The following is a 17,758-nucleotide window of genomic DNA, read 5'->3' as shown; positions in this document are numbered from 1 at the left end:
GCGGTCAGGGCCGGGGCAGGGTGCAGCCGGCCTGCGTGAGCGCGATTTCGTTGGCCGAGGTGAGGCAGGCGGGAATGCCGTAGGTCTCCTCGCCGTAGTTCGTCTTGTAGTGCACGGTGACGTTGCCGGCCTGGTCGACCTCGCACGGGTTGTTCTCCGTGCAGCGTTCGCCGTCCTCGTTGCCGGTGTTGTTCACGCCGACGACCTTGCCGCCGGAGATGATCGGCGAGCCCGACGTCCCGCCGATGGTCTGGCAGGCGGAGGTGTAGCGGATCGAGTCCTTCCAGGTCCAGCTGCCCTCTTTCAGCCGGTAAACGAACCCGTCGATGTTGCAGGAGTAGATCCGCTTCCAGTAACCCGAGACGACGTCAATCGCCGCGCCGGCCGTCGGGTGGGCGTTCGAAAGTTCCAGCGGCGAGATCCCGTAACTGGCTTTGATCTGCGCGTAGGTGGTGGTGAGCTGGTAGAGCGAGACGTCGGTGTCGGTCATCGTGCCGTAGACGATCTTCTTGGCCCGCAGCGTGGCCTTGTTGCTGCCGCTGGCGGTGAGCAGCGTGAACGTCCGGCTGGAGGCGCGGTTGGTGATCACCTCGCCCGGGCCGGGGAAGCCGGTCTCGAGGCAGTGGCCGTTGGACATGACGAGCGCGGGCGCGGTGTCGGGCGTCGCGGCGGGCTTGACGACCGACCCCGAGCAGTTGGACAGCGCCACCGTGCCGGCGAAGTTCGCCGCGGCCGCACTCGCCGGGGTGGTGCCCAGTAATACTGTGGCGGTCGCGGCGGTGAAGAGGGCGCCGAGCAGGCGTCGGGTCATGGCGGATCCTTTCGGCTGGGCGGGGAAACCAGTGAAGCGGTGACGTCCCGGCGCCCACCACCGTCGAACGGAGGGTATCCGGACGGTCACGCGCTAGGCTGCGGAAGACGTGGCGGAAATCACGTGGCAGGTACGTTGGGGAAACATCGTCGAGGTCAGCGGCGATGCGCTGGGCACAGGACCGGCGGCGTGTTGGGCCACCTCCACGCCGTCCGGCCGGGAACAGCGTGCACACTGGCAGGTCGAGACACGGGCCCTGGCAGGGACGTGGTGCAGTCCCGCGGCGGCGGGACGAGATGAGCGGAGAGCAGGACAGCGTGGCAGGAGCACGGACCAAGAAGAACGGAGCCGCGGCGGGCAACGGCGCCGGGCACCGGCGGCTCGTCATCGTCGAGTCGCCGACGAAGGCCCGCAAGATCGCGCCCTACCTGGGCGGCGGTTACGTCGTCGAATCCTCCGTCGGGCACATCCGCGACCTGCCGCGTGGTGCCGCCGACGTGCCCGCCCAGTACAAGGGCGAGGCCTGGGCGCGGCTCGGCGTCGACGTCGACAACGGCTTCAAGGCCCTCTACGTGGTCACCCCGGACAAGAAGTCCAAGGTCACCGAGCTGAAGGGCCTGCTGAAGGACGTCGACGAGCTCTACCTCGCCACGGACCCCGACCGCGAGGGCGAGGCCATCGCGTGGCACCTGCTCGAGACGCTGAAGCCGAAGGTCCCGGTCCGCCGGATGGTCTTCCACGAGGTCACCGAGCAGGCCATCCGCGCGGCCGCCGACTCGACCCGTGAGCTGGACGCCGACCTCGTCGACGCGCAGGAAACCCGCCGCATCCTCGACCGCCTCTACGGCTACGAGGTCTCGCCGGTGCTGTGGAAGAAGGTCATGCCGAAGCTTTCGGCGGGCCGCGTGCAGTCGGTGGCGACCCGGATCGTGGTCGAGCGCGAACGCGAGCGGATGCGCTTCACCTCGGCGTCCTACTGGGACGTTTCCGCGACGATGGACGCCGGCGAGGAAGCCTCGCCGCGCAACTTCTCGGCCCGCATGGTCGCCGTGGACGGCGCGCGCCTGGCCACCGGCCGCGACTTCGGCTCGGACGGGCAGCTCAAGGCGTCGAACAACGAGGTCCGCGTGCTCGCCGAAGCCGACGCGCGGCGCCTGGCCGAAGCGCTGAAGCAGCGTGACTTCAAGGTCGCGAGCGTCGAAGAGAAGCCGTACACGCGCAAGCCGTACGCGCCCTTCATGACCTCGACGCTGCAGCAGGAGGCGGGCCGCAAGATGCGGTTCACCTCGGAGCGCACCATGCGGATCGCGCAGAAGCTGTACGAAAACGGCTACATCACTTACATGCGTACCGACTCCACGACGCTGTCGGAGTCGGCGATCTCGGCCGCGCGCAGCCAGGCCACGCAGCTGTACGGCAAGGAGTACGTCTCGCCGACGCCGCGCCAGTACACGCGCAAGGTGAAGAACGCGCAGGAGGCCCACGAGGCGATCCGGCCGTCGGGCGAGGTCTTCCGCACGCCGGGCCAGGTCGCGGGCGAACTGGACACCGACGAGTTCCGCCTCTACGAGATGATCTGGCAGCGCACGATCGCGTCGCAGATGGCGGACGCCAAGGGCACCACGATGTCCGTGCGGATCGTCGGCAACGCGACCTCGGGCGAGGAGTGCACCTTCGCCGCTTCGGGCCGCACGATCACCTTCGCGGGCTTCCTGAAGGCGTACGTCGAGGCGGTCGACACCGAGACCGGCGGCGAGGCCGACGACAAGCAGAGCCGCCTGCCGGTGCTGGAGAAGGACCAGGCGCTGACCGCGACCGAGCTGAGCCCGGACGGGCACACGACGTCGCCGCCGGCCCGGTACTCCGAGCCGAGCCTGGTCAGCAAGCTGGAAGAGCTGGGCATCGGCCGCCCGTCGACGTACGCGTCGATCATCAAGACGATCCAGGACCGCGGGTACGTCTGGAAGAAGGGCTCCGCGCTCGTTCCGTCGTGGGTCGCGTTCGCCGTGATCGGCCTGATGGAACGCCACTTCGAGCGGCTGGTCGACTACGACTTCACCGCCGGCATGGAGGACGAGCTCGACCGCATCGCGGCCGGTGACGAGCAGCGCGCCCAGTGGCTGTCGAAGTTCTACTTCGGCGGCGACATGGGCGTCGACGGCTCGATCGGCCGCCTGGGCGGGCTGAAGAAGCTGGTCGAGGGCAGCGTCGAGGACATCGACGCGCGGGAGATCAACTCGATCCCGCTGTTCAGCGACGAGAACGGGCACACCGTCGTGGTCCGCGTCGGCCGCTACGGGCCGTACCTCGAGCGCGAGGTCGACGGGACGTCGCAGCGCGCGAACCTGCCGGAGGACCTGCCGCCGGACGAGCTCACGCAGGAGATCGCGGAGAAGCTGTTCGCGACCCCGCAGGAGGGCCGCACGCTGGGCACCGACCCGGTGAGCGGGCACGAGATCGTCGCGAAGGAAGGCCGCTTCGGGCCGTACGTGACCGAGGTGCTGCCGGAGATCGAGATCCCCGAAGACGCCACGGCCGCGCAGAAGAAGGCCGCGAAGGCGAAGGCGCCGAAGCCGCGTACGGGCTCGCTGTTCAAGTCGATGGACATCGAGACCATCACGCTCGACGACGCGCTGAAGCTGCTTTCGCTGCCGCGCGTGGTCGGCAAGGACCCGGAGTCCGGCGACGAGATCACCGCGCAGAACGGGCGTTACGGGCCGTACCTGAAGAAGGGCACGGACTCGCGTTCGCTCTCGACCGAGGACCAGCTCTTCTCGATCACCCTCGAAGAAGCGCTGAAGATCTACGCGGAGCCGAAGCAGCGTGGCCGGTCCGCGACGGCGAAGCCGCCGCTCAAGGAGCTCGGCGAGGACCCGGTGTCGAAGAAGCCGATGGTGGTCAAGGACGGCCGGTTCGGCCCGTACGTGACCGACGGCGAGTACAACGCGACCTTGCGGAAGGGCGACGAGATCGAGTCGCTGACCGCGGAGCGCGCGTCCGAGCTGCTGGCCGAGAAGCGGGCCAAGGGGCCGGCGCCGAAGCGGAAGGCGCCGGCGCGCAAGCCGGCGTCGACGACGGCCAAGACGGTCAAGGCGGGCACGACGAAGAAGGCCGCGGCCGCGAAGTCGACCACGGCCAAGCGCTCGAGCTCGACGGCGACGAAGGCCAAGTAAGTCCTCGTTTCGAAGGCCTCCCCGCCGACCGGCGGGGAGGCCTTCGGCGTCACACCTTCAGGTGACACCTCGAACGCATGTTCGGGAAATTGTCGGTGGTGCCGGGTTCCATGGACGCGTGACCACAAAACCACGCACCGTGCACACGGTGACCACCAAGATCCTGAAGCCGGTCCGGGCCGCGGCCACCGGCAGTCCCACCGCGGCGGACCTGATGGAGTCGCTGGACGGCTTCGCCGGCAGTGGCGGCGTCTGCGGCGTGGCCGTCGCGATGTCCGACGAGCCGTGGACCTCGGCGTTCTACGACGACCGGACCGGGTTCGCGGTCGCCGGCGACGGCCTGAGGCTGTCCGGGCCATCGCCGGGCGGTGTCGCGGAGCTGCTCCGGCTGGCGTTGACGCGCCTGCCGCCGCTGCCGCCGGTGCCGGGCGAGGGGCTGTACCTGGACGCCGACGAGCGCGGCGTGCTGGAGTCCGAGCAGGAGTGCCTCGTCCTCGATCTGGTGGACGACCTGCGGCGAGCCCGGCGCGGCACCGTCCAGTTCGACATCGCGGTCGACGGCTCGCCGTCGCGGTGGGAGGTGCTGGCGTTCGTCGACGACGACCGCGGGCGGCACCTGGCGGCGTTGAGCAGACCGCGGGGCGGCCACCGCCGGCTCTGGTGGCTGCCCGGTACCGTGGCGCGGCTCGCGGAGTTCGTCGAAGGGCGGGTGCCGGAGCATGCCTGAGCCGCTTGCCGACCGCTCGCCGAACGATGTCCCCCGCTCGAACACCTGTGCGAGAAATTGTCGGTGCCAGGGTGTTCAATCAAGGGGTGAGCAACGCAGTAGCCGTCTTCGACGTCATCGACGAGGTCATCGCCCCGCTGTCGGCCGAGGTGCCGGAGCGGCCCTCGGTGATGGAGTTCTACGACCCCGAGTTCGAGATCCCGCCGGTGCTGGCGGCGACCGAGCCGCTGCCGGGCCGTCGCTCCTCGCCGGCGTCGAGCCTCGCGGACGAGGTGGAGCAGTACACGCGGTTCGTCGCCGGGATGGCCGCGATCGGCCTCGCGCCCGGTGGCGAGGTCACCGCGGAAGCCGTCGGGCTGTACCGGGCGCTGCGCGGCGGCTTCATCCGCGGCGTGGTCACCGGCGTCTTCCCGGCCCGGGCCAAGCCGTGGGAGGTGCGGTTCTTCGGCGACGAGGACTACACGACGGTCCTGCACAAGCTGGGCAACCGCGCGCGGCTGCGGTCGGGCTTCCTCAGCGAGCTGCCGGGCTGGGTGTTCGACGGCCTGCCCGACCGGCCGCCGGGGCCGGGGGAGCACCTGCGCATCGAGACCGACGAGCGCGGGCTGATCCCCCGGGGGTGCGAGCGGGCGGTCGAGCTGATCCGGGCCTCCGCGGCCCGGCCGCGGCTGGGCACGGTGCTGGTCGACCTCGCGGTGCGCAACGCGATCTTGGCCGAGTACCCGCACGGCGCGTTCGGGCTGGTGGACAACGACCTGGGCCGGTACCAGTTCAGCGCCGCGGTGGCCCGCAGCGGCCGCTGGACGGTCACCTGGGGTCCGGCGTCGCGGAGCACGGCCGAGCAGTGGATCGTCGAGGCGGTGCAGAGCCATGCGTGAAGACGTGGAGGTGCGGAAGACGGCTGGCGAGGGAGTGGACAGGGTGGTGGCGGCGGCTTCGAAGGACCTGACCGTGCGGGAGGCGATCCTCGCGGCCGCCGAGCTCAACAGCGGCGTCCCGGAGCAGAGGCAGCCGGCCGCCGATGACTCGGAGGCCGGGTCCGGCCCGGACGAAAGGCGGCGGCATGGCTGACCGCACGGCGGCGAGGGAGCTGCTCGAGCTGGCCGCGGGTCCGGTGCTGGCGGCGATGCCGGACCGCGAGCCGGTGGACCGGCTGTACAACCCGGACGTGAGCGACCACGACATCCTGGTCCACGGCCCGGTGTCGGACGACCCGGCGGACCTGGTGGCCGAGGTCGAGCGGCACACGGCGTGGGCCGCCTGGATCGACGGCACCCCGTTCGGCGAGGACGGCGAGCTGAACGAGATCGGCTTCGAGGTGGTCTCGCTGATGCTGCGCGGTTCGGTCCGGGCGGCGCTGTGCGGGGTGTTCGACGAAGGGCCGGAGGTGGCGGACATCCGCTGCTACGCCGACGGCGAGCGGGCGTTCATGATGGGCTCCCTGCCCGGCCGCACGGCGATCCACCTGGCCGACTTCGACGAGCTGCCGGAGATGCTGGTGGCCGAGCTGCCGGAGGTCCCGTTCGGCGCCTCGGCGCGAGCGATCTGGGTCTCGGTGGACGACGACGGCCTGGTCCACGACGGCCAGGACGACGACGTGGGCGCGATGCGCGAGCTGCTGGCCCGCCCGAGGTCGGGAACGGCGGTCCTGGACATGCTGGCCTTCGGCGGCCTGTGCGCGGAGTTCCCGGACCACGGATTCGTCCTGGTCGACACGGACCTGGGCCGCTACGCGCTGGCCGCCTTGGACCGAGGGGAGGGCCACCGCCAGCTGGTGCTGAGCCCCTTCAGCCGAGGCATGCTCCGCGACTGGTGCCGCAAGATGATCGACCTCGGGCAGGAGGAGGTGCCCTGAGCTGAGTGTGTGGGAGGGAAGGGGAGGGGAGGGCGGGGGGCGGGGGCGGGGGCCAGGGAAGAAGGAAGTGCCACCCGGTGAGCGCCCAGCGCGGTCGGGAGGTCGCCGCGCCGTCGGTCCAGCCGCGGGGCAGGGAGCTCGCCGCGCCGCCGGACCAGCAACGCGGCCGGGTGCGGGTGCGCTTGCCAGCGCCCGGCAATCGCGGCGCGGCCCACCGAACAGTCCGGCCGGGGTCCGGATGCGCTTGCCAGCGCCCGGCGATTGCGAGCGGTCCGGCCGCAGCCAACCCCGTCCGGCTGGGCTGTCCGGGCGGATTCGGCGCAGCCGGGAAAGGCCTCGACGCTTCCCATGCAGCCTGACTGAGCGGTCCGGCCACAGCCGGCGCACCCGGCAAAGGTCCCCACCGCCGCCGTACAGCCCGGCTCGGCGCCCCTCCAAGATCGACGCGGCCGGCCCCCGCGAGCCCGCTCCAACCCCACCGAACTGGCCACCCACGGCCAGTCACTGGCCAGCCACGTCCCGCCGCCACTGTGATCGGACTCACTACAATCCGTCACGATCGGCGGTCGACCCGGCCACCGGCGGACTGGACACTGCAGGGGGTTCGGGTGCGGGCTTGCGCTCCGTGACGACCAGCGGATCGAGACACAACCATTGGGCGGATGCGTTATCCGCCAGCGTCGCTACCCTGGAAAGGCGAGGACATTCAGTAGTGAGGTGGTCACCATGAGCGCGAACGGTGAGGCTCCCTTCTTCAATGCCCCCGAGCTCACTCAGCGCGACGGCACTCTGTCCGAAGCACCAGCCGAGATGTTCGCGGACCCGGTCTCCGGCCTGGTCACCGCGGCGCCCGAGCCGCGCGGCGCGGTTCCGAATGGCCAAGAGCCCGCCGCCATCCCGGTGGCCGGGCCGGTCAAGCCGGACGAGGAAGCCGTGCGCCGGATGGTCGAGGAGACCCTTCGCGAGGACAACGCGAAGCCTCCCGAGGCCGTCCCGCCGGCGGGCACCCTGAACCCGGGCCAGCCGCTGGGCCTGCTGCCCCGTCAGCGGACCCGGCGACGCACCTGGCCGACCCGGCCGCCGCAGATCATGCGGCCCGTGCGGGCGGATCCGCTCGCCGAAGGCGATGCCGACGACGTCGAATTCGTGCCCGTCAAGCGGCGGCGGCTGCCGAAGGTGCCGTCGGTGTCGATGCCGGCGTTCAACCGGCCGTCGTCGAGCGCGGCGGGGGTCATGCTCGCCGTGGCGTTGCTGATCGTGTTCGGTTTCGTCGCCATCGAGATGGTGTCCAGCCTCGTCAGCAGCGTGACCGGGCTGTTCGACTAGCGTCCCGCCGCCGGTCACCGCGGGTCCCGCACCACGGGGGCGTACCGCGCGCCAGACGCCGATCGGGCTACCCTGACTTCACGGTCGGGCTCGCTCACGACGGCGTCCGGCACCGCGGTGACTAGTGGGGTGGGCTTATCAGCGAGGGCGTGCGATCGGTACCCGGGGCCGGCCCGGGTGCGTCGTCGGGCGCCGAGGCGTCCACGATCAACCGGGTCCGGCGGGTACTGGCGATCAAACCGTTCCGGCGCCTCTGGGGCGTCACGTACCTGTGCAGCGTGGCCGACTGGCTGAACATCCTGGCCCTCACCGGCCTGGCCACGAAGCTCACGGACAACTACTTCGCGCAGAACTTCGCCTTCGTCGGCGTGGTCCTGACCGGCCTGGCCCCGGGGCTGCTGTTCGCCCCGGTCGGCGGGCTGCTCGCGGACCGGTTCGACCGCCGCAAGGTCATGGTCGTCGCCGACCTGCTGCGGTGCGGGTTCCTGCTGTCCATCGCCATCGTCAGCGCGCCCTGGTGGCTGCTCGCCGGCAACTTCCTCGTCGGCAGCGCGTCGAGCATGTGGATCCCCTCGAAAGAGGCGGCGGTCCCGAACCTGCTCCGCCGTCCCGACCAGGTCGAAACGGCCAACCAGCTGGGCATGGTGATGACCTACGGCCTCGCCGTCATCACCGCGGCCGGCGCGAACGCGGTCATCACCGGCGTCAACACGACCTTCCACCTCTTCCCCGGTGACCCGAGCCTCAACATCGCGAAGCTGGTCGTCATCATCACCGGCCTGCTCTACCTGGCCAGCGCGATCCTCATCGCCACGCGGATCCCCGAGCTCTCGCTGCGCAACGTCCACGCGCTGCCGGACCAGAAGGTCAAGCCGGCCGACGAGGAGAAGTTCGGCATCGGCCAGATGATCGCCGACGGCTTCCGGTTCATCCGCAGCACGCCGCTCGTGCGGGGCCTGCTCGTCGGCGCGTTCGGCGCGTTCGCGGCCGGCGGCGCGGTGATCGGCTCGGCCAAGCCGTACTCCTCGAGCCTGGGCGCCGGTGACTCGGCGTTCAACCTGCTGGTGCTGGCCGTCTTCCTCGGCCTGGCCACCGGCATGGCCACCGCCCCGAAGCTCGCCCGGCGGCTCGCGCACGACCGCCTGTTCGGCATCTCCATCGTCGCCGCCGCGCTTTCGCTGCTGGTGGTGGCCCTGTCGCCGCACCTGGCGTTCTCCCTGGTCGCGGTGTTCTTCGTCGGCATCTGGGCGGGGACGGCGTTCCTCACCGGCGTCACGATCATCGGCTCGCGGGTCGAGGACGCCATCCGCGGCCGGATCAACGCGATCTACCAGCTGATGATGAAGCTGGTGCTGTTCGGCACCACCGTGACCGTGCCGCTGCTGGTCGGCCTGGTGCACCAGCGCAACGTCACCGTCTGGGGCAGCGAGCTCACCATCGACGGCACGCGCCCGGTGATGCTCGGCGGCGCCGCGATCGCGCTGGTCGCCGGCCTGTTCGCCTACCGGCAGATGGACGACAAGCGCACCGAGCCGATCCTCGCCGACCTGCGCAACGCGCTGCGCCTCACGCCCCGGCGGGTCAACGGCTACCTCATCGCCGTCGAAGGCACCACCGCGATCAACACCGCCATCCAGGCCGTCAACCTCGCCGACTGGCTGCGCGGCGGCACCCGGCCGGTCGTCGTGGCCGCGGATCCGGCGCTCGACGACCAGCGGCTCACCGCGCTCGTCTCCGGCGCCTCGCTCACCGGCGCGCGGGCGCAGGCGCTGGCCGCCGCCGCGGTGCGGGCCGACATCGTCGAGCGGCACGTCCAGCCGGCGCTCGACGCCGGTTCGGTGGTCGTGATGGAGCGGTTCGTCGACTCGCCGCTGGCGCACCTGTCCGCCGTCGCCGGGCTCGACAGCGACGAGCTGGAAGGCCTCGCCGACTGGGCGACCGGCCGCCTGCGCCCGGACCTGACCATCCTGCTGGACGCGGCCCCGAACGGGGCCCCGCGCGACAAGTCGGCCGCGTTGAACGACCAGTGGCGCGTTCAGCACCTGCTCACCGAGATGGCCGCGGCCGACCCGGACCGCTACGTCGTGATCGACGCCGACGGCACGGACACCGAGGTCGCCGAGCGCATCCGCACCGCGCTGCGCGCCGTGTTCGTCGGACGGCTGGCCGCGCTGGCGCCGACGTCGGAGAAGCCGGTGACGCTCCCGCTGGACACGCTGCCCGTGGAAACCATCGAGACCCCGGAAGAGCCTCGCGTGGAGGCGAAGTGACGACGACCGAACGCATCGGCGTCTGGAACCAGCTGGTCGGCCAGGAACCCGCGGTCGAAACGCTGAGCGCGGCCGCGTCCGCCGCGGCCAAGATCGTCGCCGGCGAGCCGGCCCCGCCCGGCGCGATGACGCACGCCTGGCTGCTCACCGGCCCGCCCGGCTCCGGCCGCTCGGTGGCCGCCCGGACGTTCGCCGCCGCCCTGCAGTGCAGCACCGGCACCGGCTGCGACGCCTGCCCCGGCTGCCACACGACGATGGCGGGCACGCACGCCGACGTCCGGCTCGTCGTGCCGGAAGGCCTGTCGATCTCGGTCGCCGAGATGCGCGCGCTGGTCCAGGCCGCCGCGCGCCGCCCGACGACCGGCAGCTGGCAGGTTGTGATCATCGAGGACGCCGACAGGCTCACCGAAGGCGCGTCGAACGCCCTGCTGAAGGCCGTCGAGGAGCCGCCGGACCGCACGGTGTTCCTGCTCTGCGCGCCGTCGGACCACCCCGAGGACGTCTCGGTGACCATCCGGTCGCGCTGCCGCCTGGTGATGCTGCGGACGCCACCGCCGGAGGCGATCGCCGACGTGCTGGTGCGCCGGGACCACGTCGACGCCGAACGCGCGCAGTGGGCCGCTTCGGTGTGCGGTGGCCACGTCGGCCGCGCGCGCCGGCTCGCCACCGACGAGGCCGCGCGGCAGCGCCGGGCCACCGTGCTGCGGATCCCGCTCGGCCTCCGCCGGATGAGCGACGTCTTCACCTGCGCCGACCAGCTGATCAGCGCGGCCGAGGCGGACGCGGGCGAGGCCAGCAAGGCCCGCGACGAAGACGAACGCAACGAGCTGCGGACGGCGATGGGCGGTGACGGCGTCGGCAAGGGCGTCGCCGGCGCCAAGCGGGCCGCCGAGGCCGCGGTCAAGCAGCTCGAGAAGAAGCAGAAGTCCCGCGCGACCCGCACCCAGCGCGACACGCTGGACCTGGCGCTGGTCGACCTCGCCGGCTTCTACCGCGACGTCCTGGTGACGGCGACCCGCTCCGGCGCGACGCTCAACCACCCCGACCACGCCGACCAGATCCGCGAGGCGGCGGCGTCGTGGACCATGGAGTCGACGCTGCGGCGGCTCGAAGCGGTGCTGGAGTGCCGCGAGGCGATCGAGCTGAACGTGAAGCCGCGCATCGCCGTCGAAGCGATGGTCACGACCCTGCGCCAGGGCTGAAACGCGAAGGAACCCGCCAGGCGCACCTGGCGGGCTCCTTCACACCCCTCGGGTCACTCGCGCGGACGAGGTGAGGGCTTGAACGGCTTCTCCGCGACGGCCACGGCCAGCGGACGCCGCCGCCCGCCCGGCATCGCGGCCACCATGACCACGCCGAGCAGGAGCATCGCTGTCCCCGTCCAGAACAGCGGCACGGTGTCGTACGCGCCACCGGTGTAGGCCAGGTTCTTCACCGGGCCCTTAGGCGCCTCGCCACCGGCGGGCGGCGGCGTCGACGTCGTCCCGCAGACCACGCCGCCGGTCGGCGCGTACGCGCGGGCGATCTGCTCGCCGAGCGACAGCTGGGCCAGCGACGAGGGCAGGTTCTTCGCCTGGTCGTCCGGCAGCAGGCTCTTGAGCTTGGTCGTCGGCAGCAGCTGCAGGTCGAACATCCGCGCCGACGCGCCCAGCTGGTAACCGGCGAACGGTGTGGTCATGTTCGCCGACTTCTGGTCGAGCCCGGCGATGCTCAGCCGCAGCACCCCGAGGTCGAGGACCTTCCCCGTAGTGTCGCCGACCTGCTGCAGCGGCCCGGTGAGCGGGGCCAGCAGACCGCCGACCACCGGCAGGTCCTTCAGGGTGCCGAACTGGTCGCTCAGCGGCTTCAGCGGCAGCCCGATCGGGATGTCCTTGGTCGGGTTCGCAGCATCGAGCGTGTACAGCGTCTTGCCGTTCGCAGCGATGGTCAGCACCGGCGCGGTGTACTCCACCTTGGACGTTTTCGCGTCGCCGGTGGAGGTCACCCTCAGGGTCGGTTGGCTGACGACCTTGATGCTGAGGGCCAGCGGCGTGTCCTTGAGGATTTCGATGTCCGCGGCCTGCAGCGTCGACGTCGACTGCACGGCCTTGTTTTTCGAGCCGGGGATATCGACGAGCTTCACCTGCGACCGCGACGACAGCGTGTTCGGCAGGCTCAGCAGCGAACCGCTGCCGTTCTGCGCCGTCTGCCCGCCGCCCTGCAGCAGGCCGCCGAGGCTCTGCAGGCCCTGGGTGAGGTCGAACCCGCTGGCCAGCGAGCTCGGGTCGAGCTTCGGCTTGAGCGCGTCCAGCTTGAGGTTCGGCATCGACGGGATGACGTTCAGCAGCGACAGGCTCGCCAACGCCGTGCTGGCGTCGGCGATCGTGTCGACGCACGGACCGAGCGTGTCGCTCCAGCGAGCGTGCGCGCTGCCGGTGAGCCCACTGATGTTGAGAAGCGGGTTCGACGGCGCGTTGAGCCCACCGCTGACCGGCTGCGGGTTGTCCGGCAACGCGGTCTGCACGACGCTGCCGGGCGTCTGCGGCGCGTTCCCGCCGACGGACAGCCCGAACGGCGACGCCTGCGCAATGGCCTTCTCGTAGTTCAGGTAGGCGTCGGAGTTCGCCGACGCGCTCGACAGACCCATCCCGGCCTCGAGCGCCGACTGCTTCGGCAGCGTCTGCCCGAACCCCGGCAGGATCGTGTTCGTCGGCACGGCGTTCGGCAGCAGACGGATGATCCCCAGCGCGGTCCCGGCATCCCCGACGGCCTGTCCCAGCGGCTGCGGCCCGTTCGGCGCGGAGATCGGCGCCTGCCCGGGATGCGCCGGCTGCGGGATCGGCGTGGTCGGATAGGTCGTATCGGCAGTCGCCGGCGCCGCGCTGAGCAGGAGCAACGCCGCAGCCGCGGGCAGGGCCGCCGAGCGGGCCAGTCTTCGCCGCATGTGCCAGAGCCTCCATAGTGGGTCGGCCGGCATGACACCGGCGTCATAGGGCCCTAACGACGGTCCCCCCGGAAAGTGACGCGCACAGCGTCCGCTAGACTTGGTACCGTCGCGAGCGCAAGCGAGACGACACGCCGCCTTAGCTCAGTCGGCCAGAGCGATTCACTCGTAATGAATAGGTCGGGGGTTCGATTCCCCCAGGCGGCTCCGCAGGTCAGGCCTCATCCGAAGATCATCGGATGGGGCCTGACTCGTCTGGTGGGTGACTAAGTGGGTGACTAAGACGCCTGGTCCGTGGGTGGAGAAAGCTCCGCCGGTTCACCCGTCACGGGGAAAAGCTGGTCCATCGCGATCGCGCCCGACTCGACCACCGGGCGGATCTGCTTCCGGTAGACCAGCTCCGTCACGGCCGTGCTGCTGTGCCCGACCAACCGCGAGATCTCCTCGATCGGCATACCGCCGTCCGAGAGGATCGAGACGAAGCTGTGGCGCAGCTCGCGCGGCGTCCACTGCATCGGGTTGAGCCCGGCCGCCTTGACCACGCGACGGAAGTCCCGCCGGACGTTGTTGACGTCCCGCTCGGTGCCGACGTTCGTCGCGAAGACAAGTCCGTGTTCTCGCCAGTCGTCGCCCGCGACCACCTTCACCGCCTTCTGGGCCACCCGGTGGTCCTCCAGCGCCCTCACGGCGCGCTCAGGCAGTGCCAGCGTGCGGCGGGACTTTCGGGTCTTCGTCTCGCCCTTGGCGCGGACGGAACGCCACACCTTGATGTTCGGCGGAATCGCCGGCGTCGCGTCCGGCTTGCCGACCAGGTCGACGTGATCCCACGTGAGCGGGCGCATTTCCTCGGTCCGTGCGCCGGTCAGCAGCGACACCACGATGTAGGCCCGCATCGGAGATTCCTCTGCCGCCGTGAGCACCGCTTCCGCCTGCTTGAGCGTGAGCGCTTTCGACGGACGCCCGGCCCCCTTTCCGGCCGGTAGCTCATCGCACAGCAACACCACGTTGTGCTTGACGCGCTTCCCCACCTGCGCGCGGTTGATCGCTCGCCGGAGGATCGACCGGAGGTTCCGCACGGTCGACGTCACCAGCACTTCCGCCTTTTCCGCGAGCCAGTCTTCTACGTCGTCGACTTCGAGCTTCACCAGCGGACGCGCGCCCAGCGACGGCACGATGTGGTTGTTGACCAGCGAGCGGACTGCCTTGACCGTGTTCGGGTCTCGCTGGCCCTGTGCGTAGCGCTTCAACCAGTCGTCAAGCGCCTGCTCGACCGAGTACCCGGCCGACGCGTTTACGGCACCCTTCTCGATGTCGTCGAGCAGTTCCTTGAGCTTGGCTTTGGCTTCCGTCTTCGTCTTTCCGCGTGCTTTCCGCACGATGCGCTTACCGTTCGGCCGGAACCCAACGGTGACCTCCGCCGTCCAGCGCTGGCGCGACTCGTCCCAGTAGAGTCCGCCGTCCCCACGACTACGCCGCGTGGCCATAGCCGGTCACCTCCGCTTCGCTGATGAGAAGATCCACGTACTGCTGAATGGCTTTCGCTGGAATGAGCCGTGCCCGGCCCTGCTTCACGGACCCGAGGCGACCGGCGCGCAATTGCTCGTAGATCACCGAACGGCTCATGGAAAGCAGGCGCTTGGCCTCTTCGACCGTGTACAGGTGCCGCGCAGGAACCGCGGCCGGCGTGATGGCGGTGTCCATCGGGTGTGTCCCCTCGGGTCGTGCTGCAGGTCGGTGGAGGCGATGAACACGGGTGCTCCTCTCGGTAGGTGTCACTCGGGCTGTCACTCCCGTTTGGCCTGGTCAGAGGTGGTGGAGTGACGGAGTGACAGGTGTGACAGAGGTGGGGTGGTCGCGGGTGTCACTCCCACGCCGGCGGTGTGACAGCCGGAGAAGCTGTCACTCGGGGTGTCACTCCGATTTGGCCTGGTCAGCGGCCTGGAGTGACAGCGGTGACAGGTGTGACAGGGTGGGTGCGGTACCGCTGTCACTCGCCCCCGGCGCGCTGTAGATGCCGTCCACCGTGCGGGCGAGCTGGCCGGCGTCGCCCATGCGCTTGCAGGTCTGGCGGATGGTTTCCGGCTTGGCCTCAAGCGCGGCGGCGATCGCCTTGGGCGTGAGCGGCCCGTGGTCGCGCAGAACCCGCAGGATCTGCGCGCGGGTGTCGCCGACGAGGTGATCGGCGGCCGGGCCGTCGAGCTTGGTCCACCGGCCGGCGGTGGCGTCGAACGTCATCGCGTAGTCGGCCTCTTCGACGTCGCGGCCGGTCACGTGCAGCACCCCGTCCGCCTGCCCACGGCCGCGCTCGAGAACGAGCGTCGCGTCCACGGCACCGGTGAGGCCGTTCGTGCCGGAGACGAGGTTCTGCCAGTCCTCCGCGCCCTGCTTGCGGACGTGGTGAATCAGCAGGAACGGGACGCTGTAGTGGTCAGCCAGCTGCTTGAACCGGCCAGCCGCGGCGTAGTCGCCGGCGTAGGCGGACATGCCCGAGGCGTCGGAGCCGCGCATCTTCTCGTAGGTGTCGATGATGACCAGCCGGGCGTGCGGGTTGTCCTCCAGCCACTCGACCAGCACGGCGTCACCGCCGGCGGTCATGGTGGGGCAGGCGGTTTCGAGGGTGAGCAGCGGCGCGGCCCGGCCGCCGGCGGCGAGCATCTGCCGCCGCCGGCGCTGCAACCGCCGACCCGTGTCCTCCAACGCGCAGTAGAAGACCGGGCCGCGCTCCACCTCGATCGAGCCCAACACCTGGTCGCCGTTAGCGATGTCGGCCCCGAGCCCGAGCGAGAGCCACGACTTGCCCAGCTTCGGCGCGCCGGCCAGCAGGTTCAGCCCTTCCGCGAGCAGACCGGGGACGGCCCACTTCGGCGGTGGGAACTCCTCTCGCATCAGCTCCGCGTCCGTCCAGCGGGTGCGGCGGGCGGGCAGTGTCGGCACGGCGGCCAGCGGCCGGGGCGTGGTCATGGTTCGGACCTCCGAGATTGGTGCGGGTGGTTAGGCGATCCGGCGGGGACGGTTGCGGCCGGCGCGCAGACCGGACGTGATCGTGTTGTCGGCCTCGCGGGCGGTGAAGTGCCGCGTCCCGATGTGGCGGCCGGCCGCGGTCCGCAGCGCCGCGCGCACCTCGTCTTCGGTGAGCGCGCCGCCGGCCACCAGCTGCCCGAGCGCGACCGCGGCGGCGTAGAGGGTGGCGTTGCGGTTGTCCTTGGCGTCGGCGACCTTCCCGGCCTCCGCCCGGACCGCGACGTCCAGGTAGCGCGAGCGCCGGCTACCGGCCGGCCGGATCGGCACCACCGGCGCGGCCGGCAGTGGTGCGGGGGTGAGCCGGTCGACCAGCCAGGCGGGCAGCTCCGCTACCTCGCCGTCCCACACGTAGGCGTACCGGCCGGCGTCGGTGACCGTGCCGGGGCCGACGACGTAGCCGCCCCACGCGCGGGTGTCGACCTTCCACCCGAGCCCCTGCCCGCGCTCGCCGCTGGTGTTGCGCAGCGCCACGCCGGCCGGGACGCGGTAGTACAGGTGCAGTCCGCCGGACGGCGTCCGGACGGTGAGGGTGTCGCCGGGCAGCTCCTGCCCGGCCTCGTCGGCGAGCACGGCGAGCACGTCTTCCCCACACCGCGCGCCGGCCGCGGCCCACCGCTCCGGCACGGTTTCGCCGGGCTTGGCGGTGTCCAGGTCGAGCACGCACAGCCCGGACGGGCCGGCCGCTACCCCGATGCCGTACGGGGCGTGGGTCCACGCGGCGCGGATCTTGTCCGGGTCGGTGGTGGCGCGCTGCTCCCAGGTGCGGTGTCCGCCGGCGCACCGTCCGGTGCCGGGGCAGGCGTCCTCGCCGTGGCCGGCGGGGCGCTTGTCCCGCGGGCGGAGCGGGAAGACGTGCCAGCCGCGGCCGGCCGCGTCGAGTGCGGCGTCCACTGTGGTCGTGCTCATCGGTCCTCCTGCGGGTGGTCCTGGTCGGGGGTGGCGAGTCCGAAGTCCGGCGCGCCCGGGTCGATGACCGCGACGTCGTCGAGCCCGTCGCGGGCGCGGGCGATGACGTCGAGCAGGTCACCCAGCGACGTGCGCAGCTCGGTGCCCTCGGGCAGCGGCGAGACGGGAAGCCGGTCGACGCCCAGCCGCGCGGCCTGTTCATCCGCCCATGCGTCCATCGCGGCCTCGTCGCCGTCGAAGTCCGGCGGGAACGGGATCTCGCGCAGCTGCGGGTGCTGCTTGAGCAGCCACGCCCGGCACTCCGCGCCGACCGTCAGAGCCGAGACGCCCGCGCCGGGCATCGCGGCCAGCTCGCGGCGGGTGATGTGGGCGAGGATCGTGCGGAACTGCAAAGCGCCGGACGGCAGGCGGTGCGTGACGGCGAGGATCGAGTACAGGTCAAACTCGCGGGTGTCCATCGTGGTCAGTTGCCTTTCGTGAGCTGGTGGACGGCTTCGCAGCCGGGGCACTTGGCGGTGAAGATCCAGAACCAGGGCGCGCGGGCCTCGCCGGGCTCCAGCACGAGCCCGCACAGGGTGGTGATCCGGCCGGACCACCACGACCTGCGGCCGCGGTGCACGAGCGGTTTGCTGCTCATCACGTCTCCCGTCGTCGGTGACTGTGTGTGCCTGTTTTTGGGTAGGGTCGGCCGGCGCGGTGCCCGGGGAGGGACCCGCGTCAGGGGATGTTCAGGTGGGGTTTCGGGC

16 protein-coding genes and 1 tRNA gene are annotated in these 17,758 nt (G+C 71.1%); 9 read left to right on the top strand and 8 right to left on the bottom strand.

The window, feature by feature from the left end; genetic code table 11:
• Positions 1–4 precede the first annotated feature (4 nt).
• Positions 5–811 (bottom strand): serine protease, encoded by an 807-nt coding sequence (locus ACLJPY_RS29755; RefSeq protein WP_410593396.1) that lies wholly within the window; start codon positions 809–811, stop codon positions 5–7.
• Positions 812–1,107: 296 nt separating this feature from the next.
• Here ACLJPY_RS29755 and topA point away from each other — a divergent pair, with 296 nt between their 5' ends.
• From topA to ACLJPY_RS29715, 8 genes are all read left to right on the top strand, one after another.
• The gene (gene topA / locus ACLJPY_RS29750) at positions 1,108–3,984 is read left to right on the top strand and encodes a type I DNA topoisomerase (RefSeq protein WP_410593394.1); all 2,877 of its coding nucleotides are present in this window, start codon (positions 1,108–1,110) and stop codon (positions 3,982–3,984) included.
• Between the two features lie 148 nt (positions 3,985–4,132).
• Positions 4,133–4,711 carry a hypothetical protein gene (locus ACLJPY_RS29745; protein ID WP_410593392.1) on the top strand — a complete coding sequence of 193 codons (579 nt, stop codon included), beginning with the start codon at positions 4,133–4,135 and terminating at the stop codon, positions 4,709–4,711.
• An 86-nt stretch (positions 4,712–4,797) separates the two neighbouring features.
• Positions 4,798–5,589 carry an ESX secretion-associated protein EspG gene (locus ACLJPY_RS29740; protein ID WP_410593390.1) on the top strand — a complete coding sequence of 264 codons (792 nt, stop codon included), beginning with the start codon at positions 4,798–4,800 and terminating at the stop codon, positions 5,587–5,589.
• The gene (locus ACLJPY_RS29735; protein WP_410593388.1) at positions 5,582–5,782 is read left to right on the top strand and encodes a hypothetical protein; all 201 of its coding nucleotides are present in this window, start codon (positions 5,582–5,584) and stop codon (positions 5,780–5,782) included. Before ACLJPY_RS29740 ends, ACLJPY_RS29735 begins: the two co-directional genes overlap by 8 nt.
• On the top strand, positions 5,775–6,566 hold the full coding sequence (locus ACLJPY_RS29730; RefSeq protein WP_410593386.1) for a hypothetical protein: 792 nt from the start codon (positions 5,775–5,777) through the stop codon (positions 6,564–6,566). The genes ACLJPY_RS29735 and ACLJPY_RS29730 overlap by 8 nt, the downstream gene beginning before the upstream one ends.
• Before the next feature lie 726 nt (positions 6,567–7,292).
• Positions 7,293–7,892, top strand: coding sequence for a hypothetical protein (locus tag ACLJPY_RS29725; protein WP_410593384.1), 600 nt, complete (start codon positions 7,293–7,295; stop codon positions 7,890–7,892).
• A gap of 149 nt (positions 7,893–8,041) precedes the next feature.
• On the top strand, positions 8,042–10,162 hold the full coding sequence (locus ACLJPY_RS29720; RefSeq protein ID WP_410593382.1) for a bifunctional MFS transporter/dTMP kinase: 2,121 nt from the start codon (positions 8,042–8,044) through the stop codon (positions 10,160–10,162).
• Positions 10,159–11,364, top strand: a complete 1,206-nt coding sequence (locus ACLJPY_RS29715; protein WP_410593380.1) for a DNA polymerase III subunit delta' — start codon at positions 10,159–10,161, stop codon at positions 11,362–11,364. The genes ACLJPY_RS29720 and ACLJPY_RS29715 overlap by 4 nt, the downstream gene beginning before the upstream one ends.
• 53 nt (positions 11,365–11,417) lie before the next feature.
• On the opposite strand, the gene ACLJPY_RS29710 is transcribed toward ACLJPY_RS29715, so the two are convergent.
• Positions 11,418–13,085 carry a hypothetical protein gene (locus tag ACLJPY_RS29710; RefSeq protein WP_410593378.1) on the bottom strand — a complete coding sequence of 556 codons (1,668 nt, stop codon included), beginning with the start codon at positions 13,083–13,085 and terminating at the stop codon, positions 11,418–11,420.
• Positions 13,086–13,218: 133 nt separating this feature from the next.
• Between ACLJPY_RS29710 and ACLJPY_RS29705 the strand changes: the two genes are divergently transcribed.
• A tRNA-Thr gene (locus ACLJPY_RS29705) sits at positions 13,219–13,292 on the top strand.
• Between the two features lie 71 nt (positions 13,293–13,363).
• On the opposite strand, the gene ACLJPY_RS29700 is transcribed toward ACLJPY_RS29705, so the two are convergent.
• The 6 genes from ACLJPY_RS29700 to ACLJPY_RS29675 form a co-directional block, all read right to left on the bottom strand.
• Positions 13,364–14,569 (bottom strand): tyrosine-type recombinase/integrase, encoded by a 1,206-nt coding sequence (locus ACLJPY_RS29700; protein WP_410593376.1) that lies wholly within the window; start codon positions 14,567–14,569, stop codon positions 13,364–13,366.
• A complete protein-coding gene (locus tag ACLJPY_RS29695; protein ID WP_020664218.1) occupies positions 14,553–14,786 on the bottom strand; it encodes a helix-turn-helix domain-containing protein in 234 nt (77 codons plus the stop codon). The genes ACLJPY_RS29700 and ACLJPY_RS29695 overlap by 17 nt, the downstream gene beginning before the upstream one ends.
• A gap of 210 nt (positions 14,787–14,996) precedes the next feature.
• Positions 14,997–16,046 carry an AAA family ATPase gene (locus ACLJPY_RS29690; protein ID WP_410593374.1) on the bottom strand — a complete coding sequence of 350 codons (1,050 nt, stop codon included), beginning with the start codon at positions 16,044–16,046 and terminating at the stop codon, positions 14,997–14,999.
• 30 nt (positions 16,047–16,076) lie between these two features.
• Complete coding sequence (locus ACLJPY_RS29685; RefSeq protein WP_410593372.1) at positions 16,077–17,012, bottom strand: bifunctional DNA primase/polymerase; 936 nt, start codon at positions 17,010–17,012, stop codon at positions 16,077–16,079.
• Positions 17,009–17,470, bottom strand: coding sequence for a hypothetical protein (locus ACLJPY_RS29680; RefSeq protein ID WP_410593370.1), 462 nt, complete (start codon positions 17,468–17,470; stop codon positions 17,009–17,011). Before ACLJPY_RS29680 ends, ACLJPY_RS29685 begins: the two co-directional genes overlap by 4 nt.
• A gap of 5 nt (positions 17,471–17,475) precedes the next feature.
• Entirely contained in the window at positions 17,476–17,649 is a 174-nt protein-coding gene (locus ACLJPY_RS29675) for a hypothetical protein (RefSeq protein WP_410593369.1), read from the bottom strand.
• Positions 17,650–17,758 lie beyond the last annotated feature (109 nt).

The sequence above is a fragment of the Amycolatopsis sp. lyj-23 genome (assembly GCF_046549135.1).
GTDB lineage: Bacteria > Actinomycetota > Actinomycetes > Mycobacteriales > Pseudonocardiaceae > Amycolatopsis.
The sequence above is the reverse complement of the archived record's forward strand: the minus strand, read 5'-3'. Positions and strand labels throughout refer to the sequence as shown.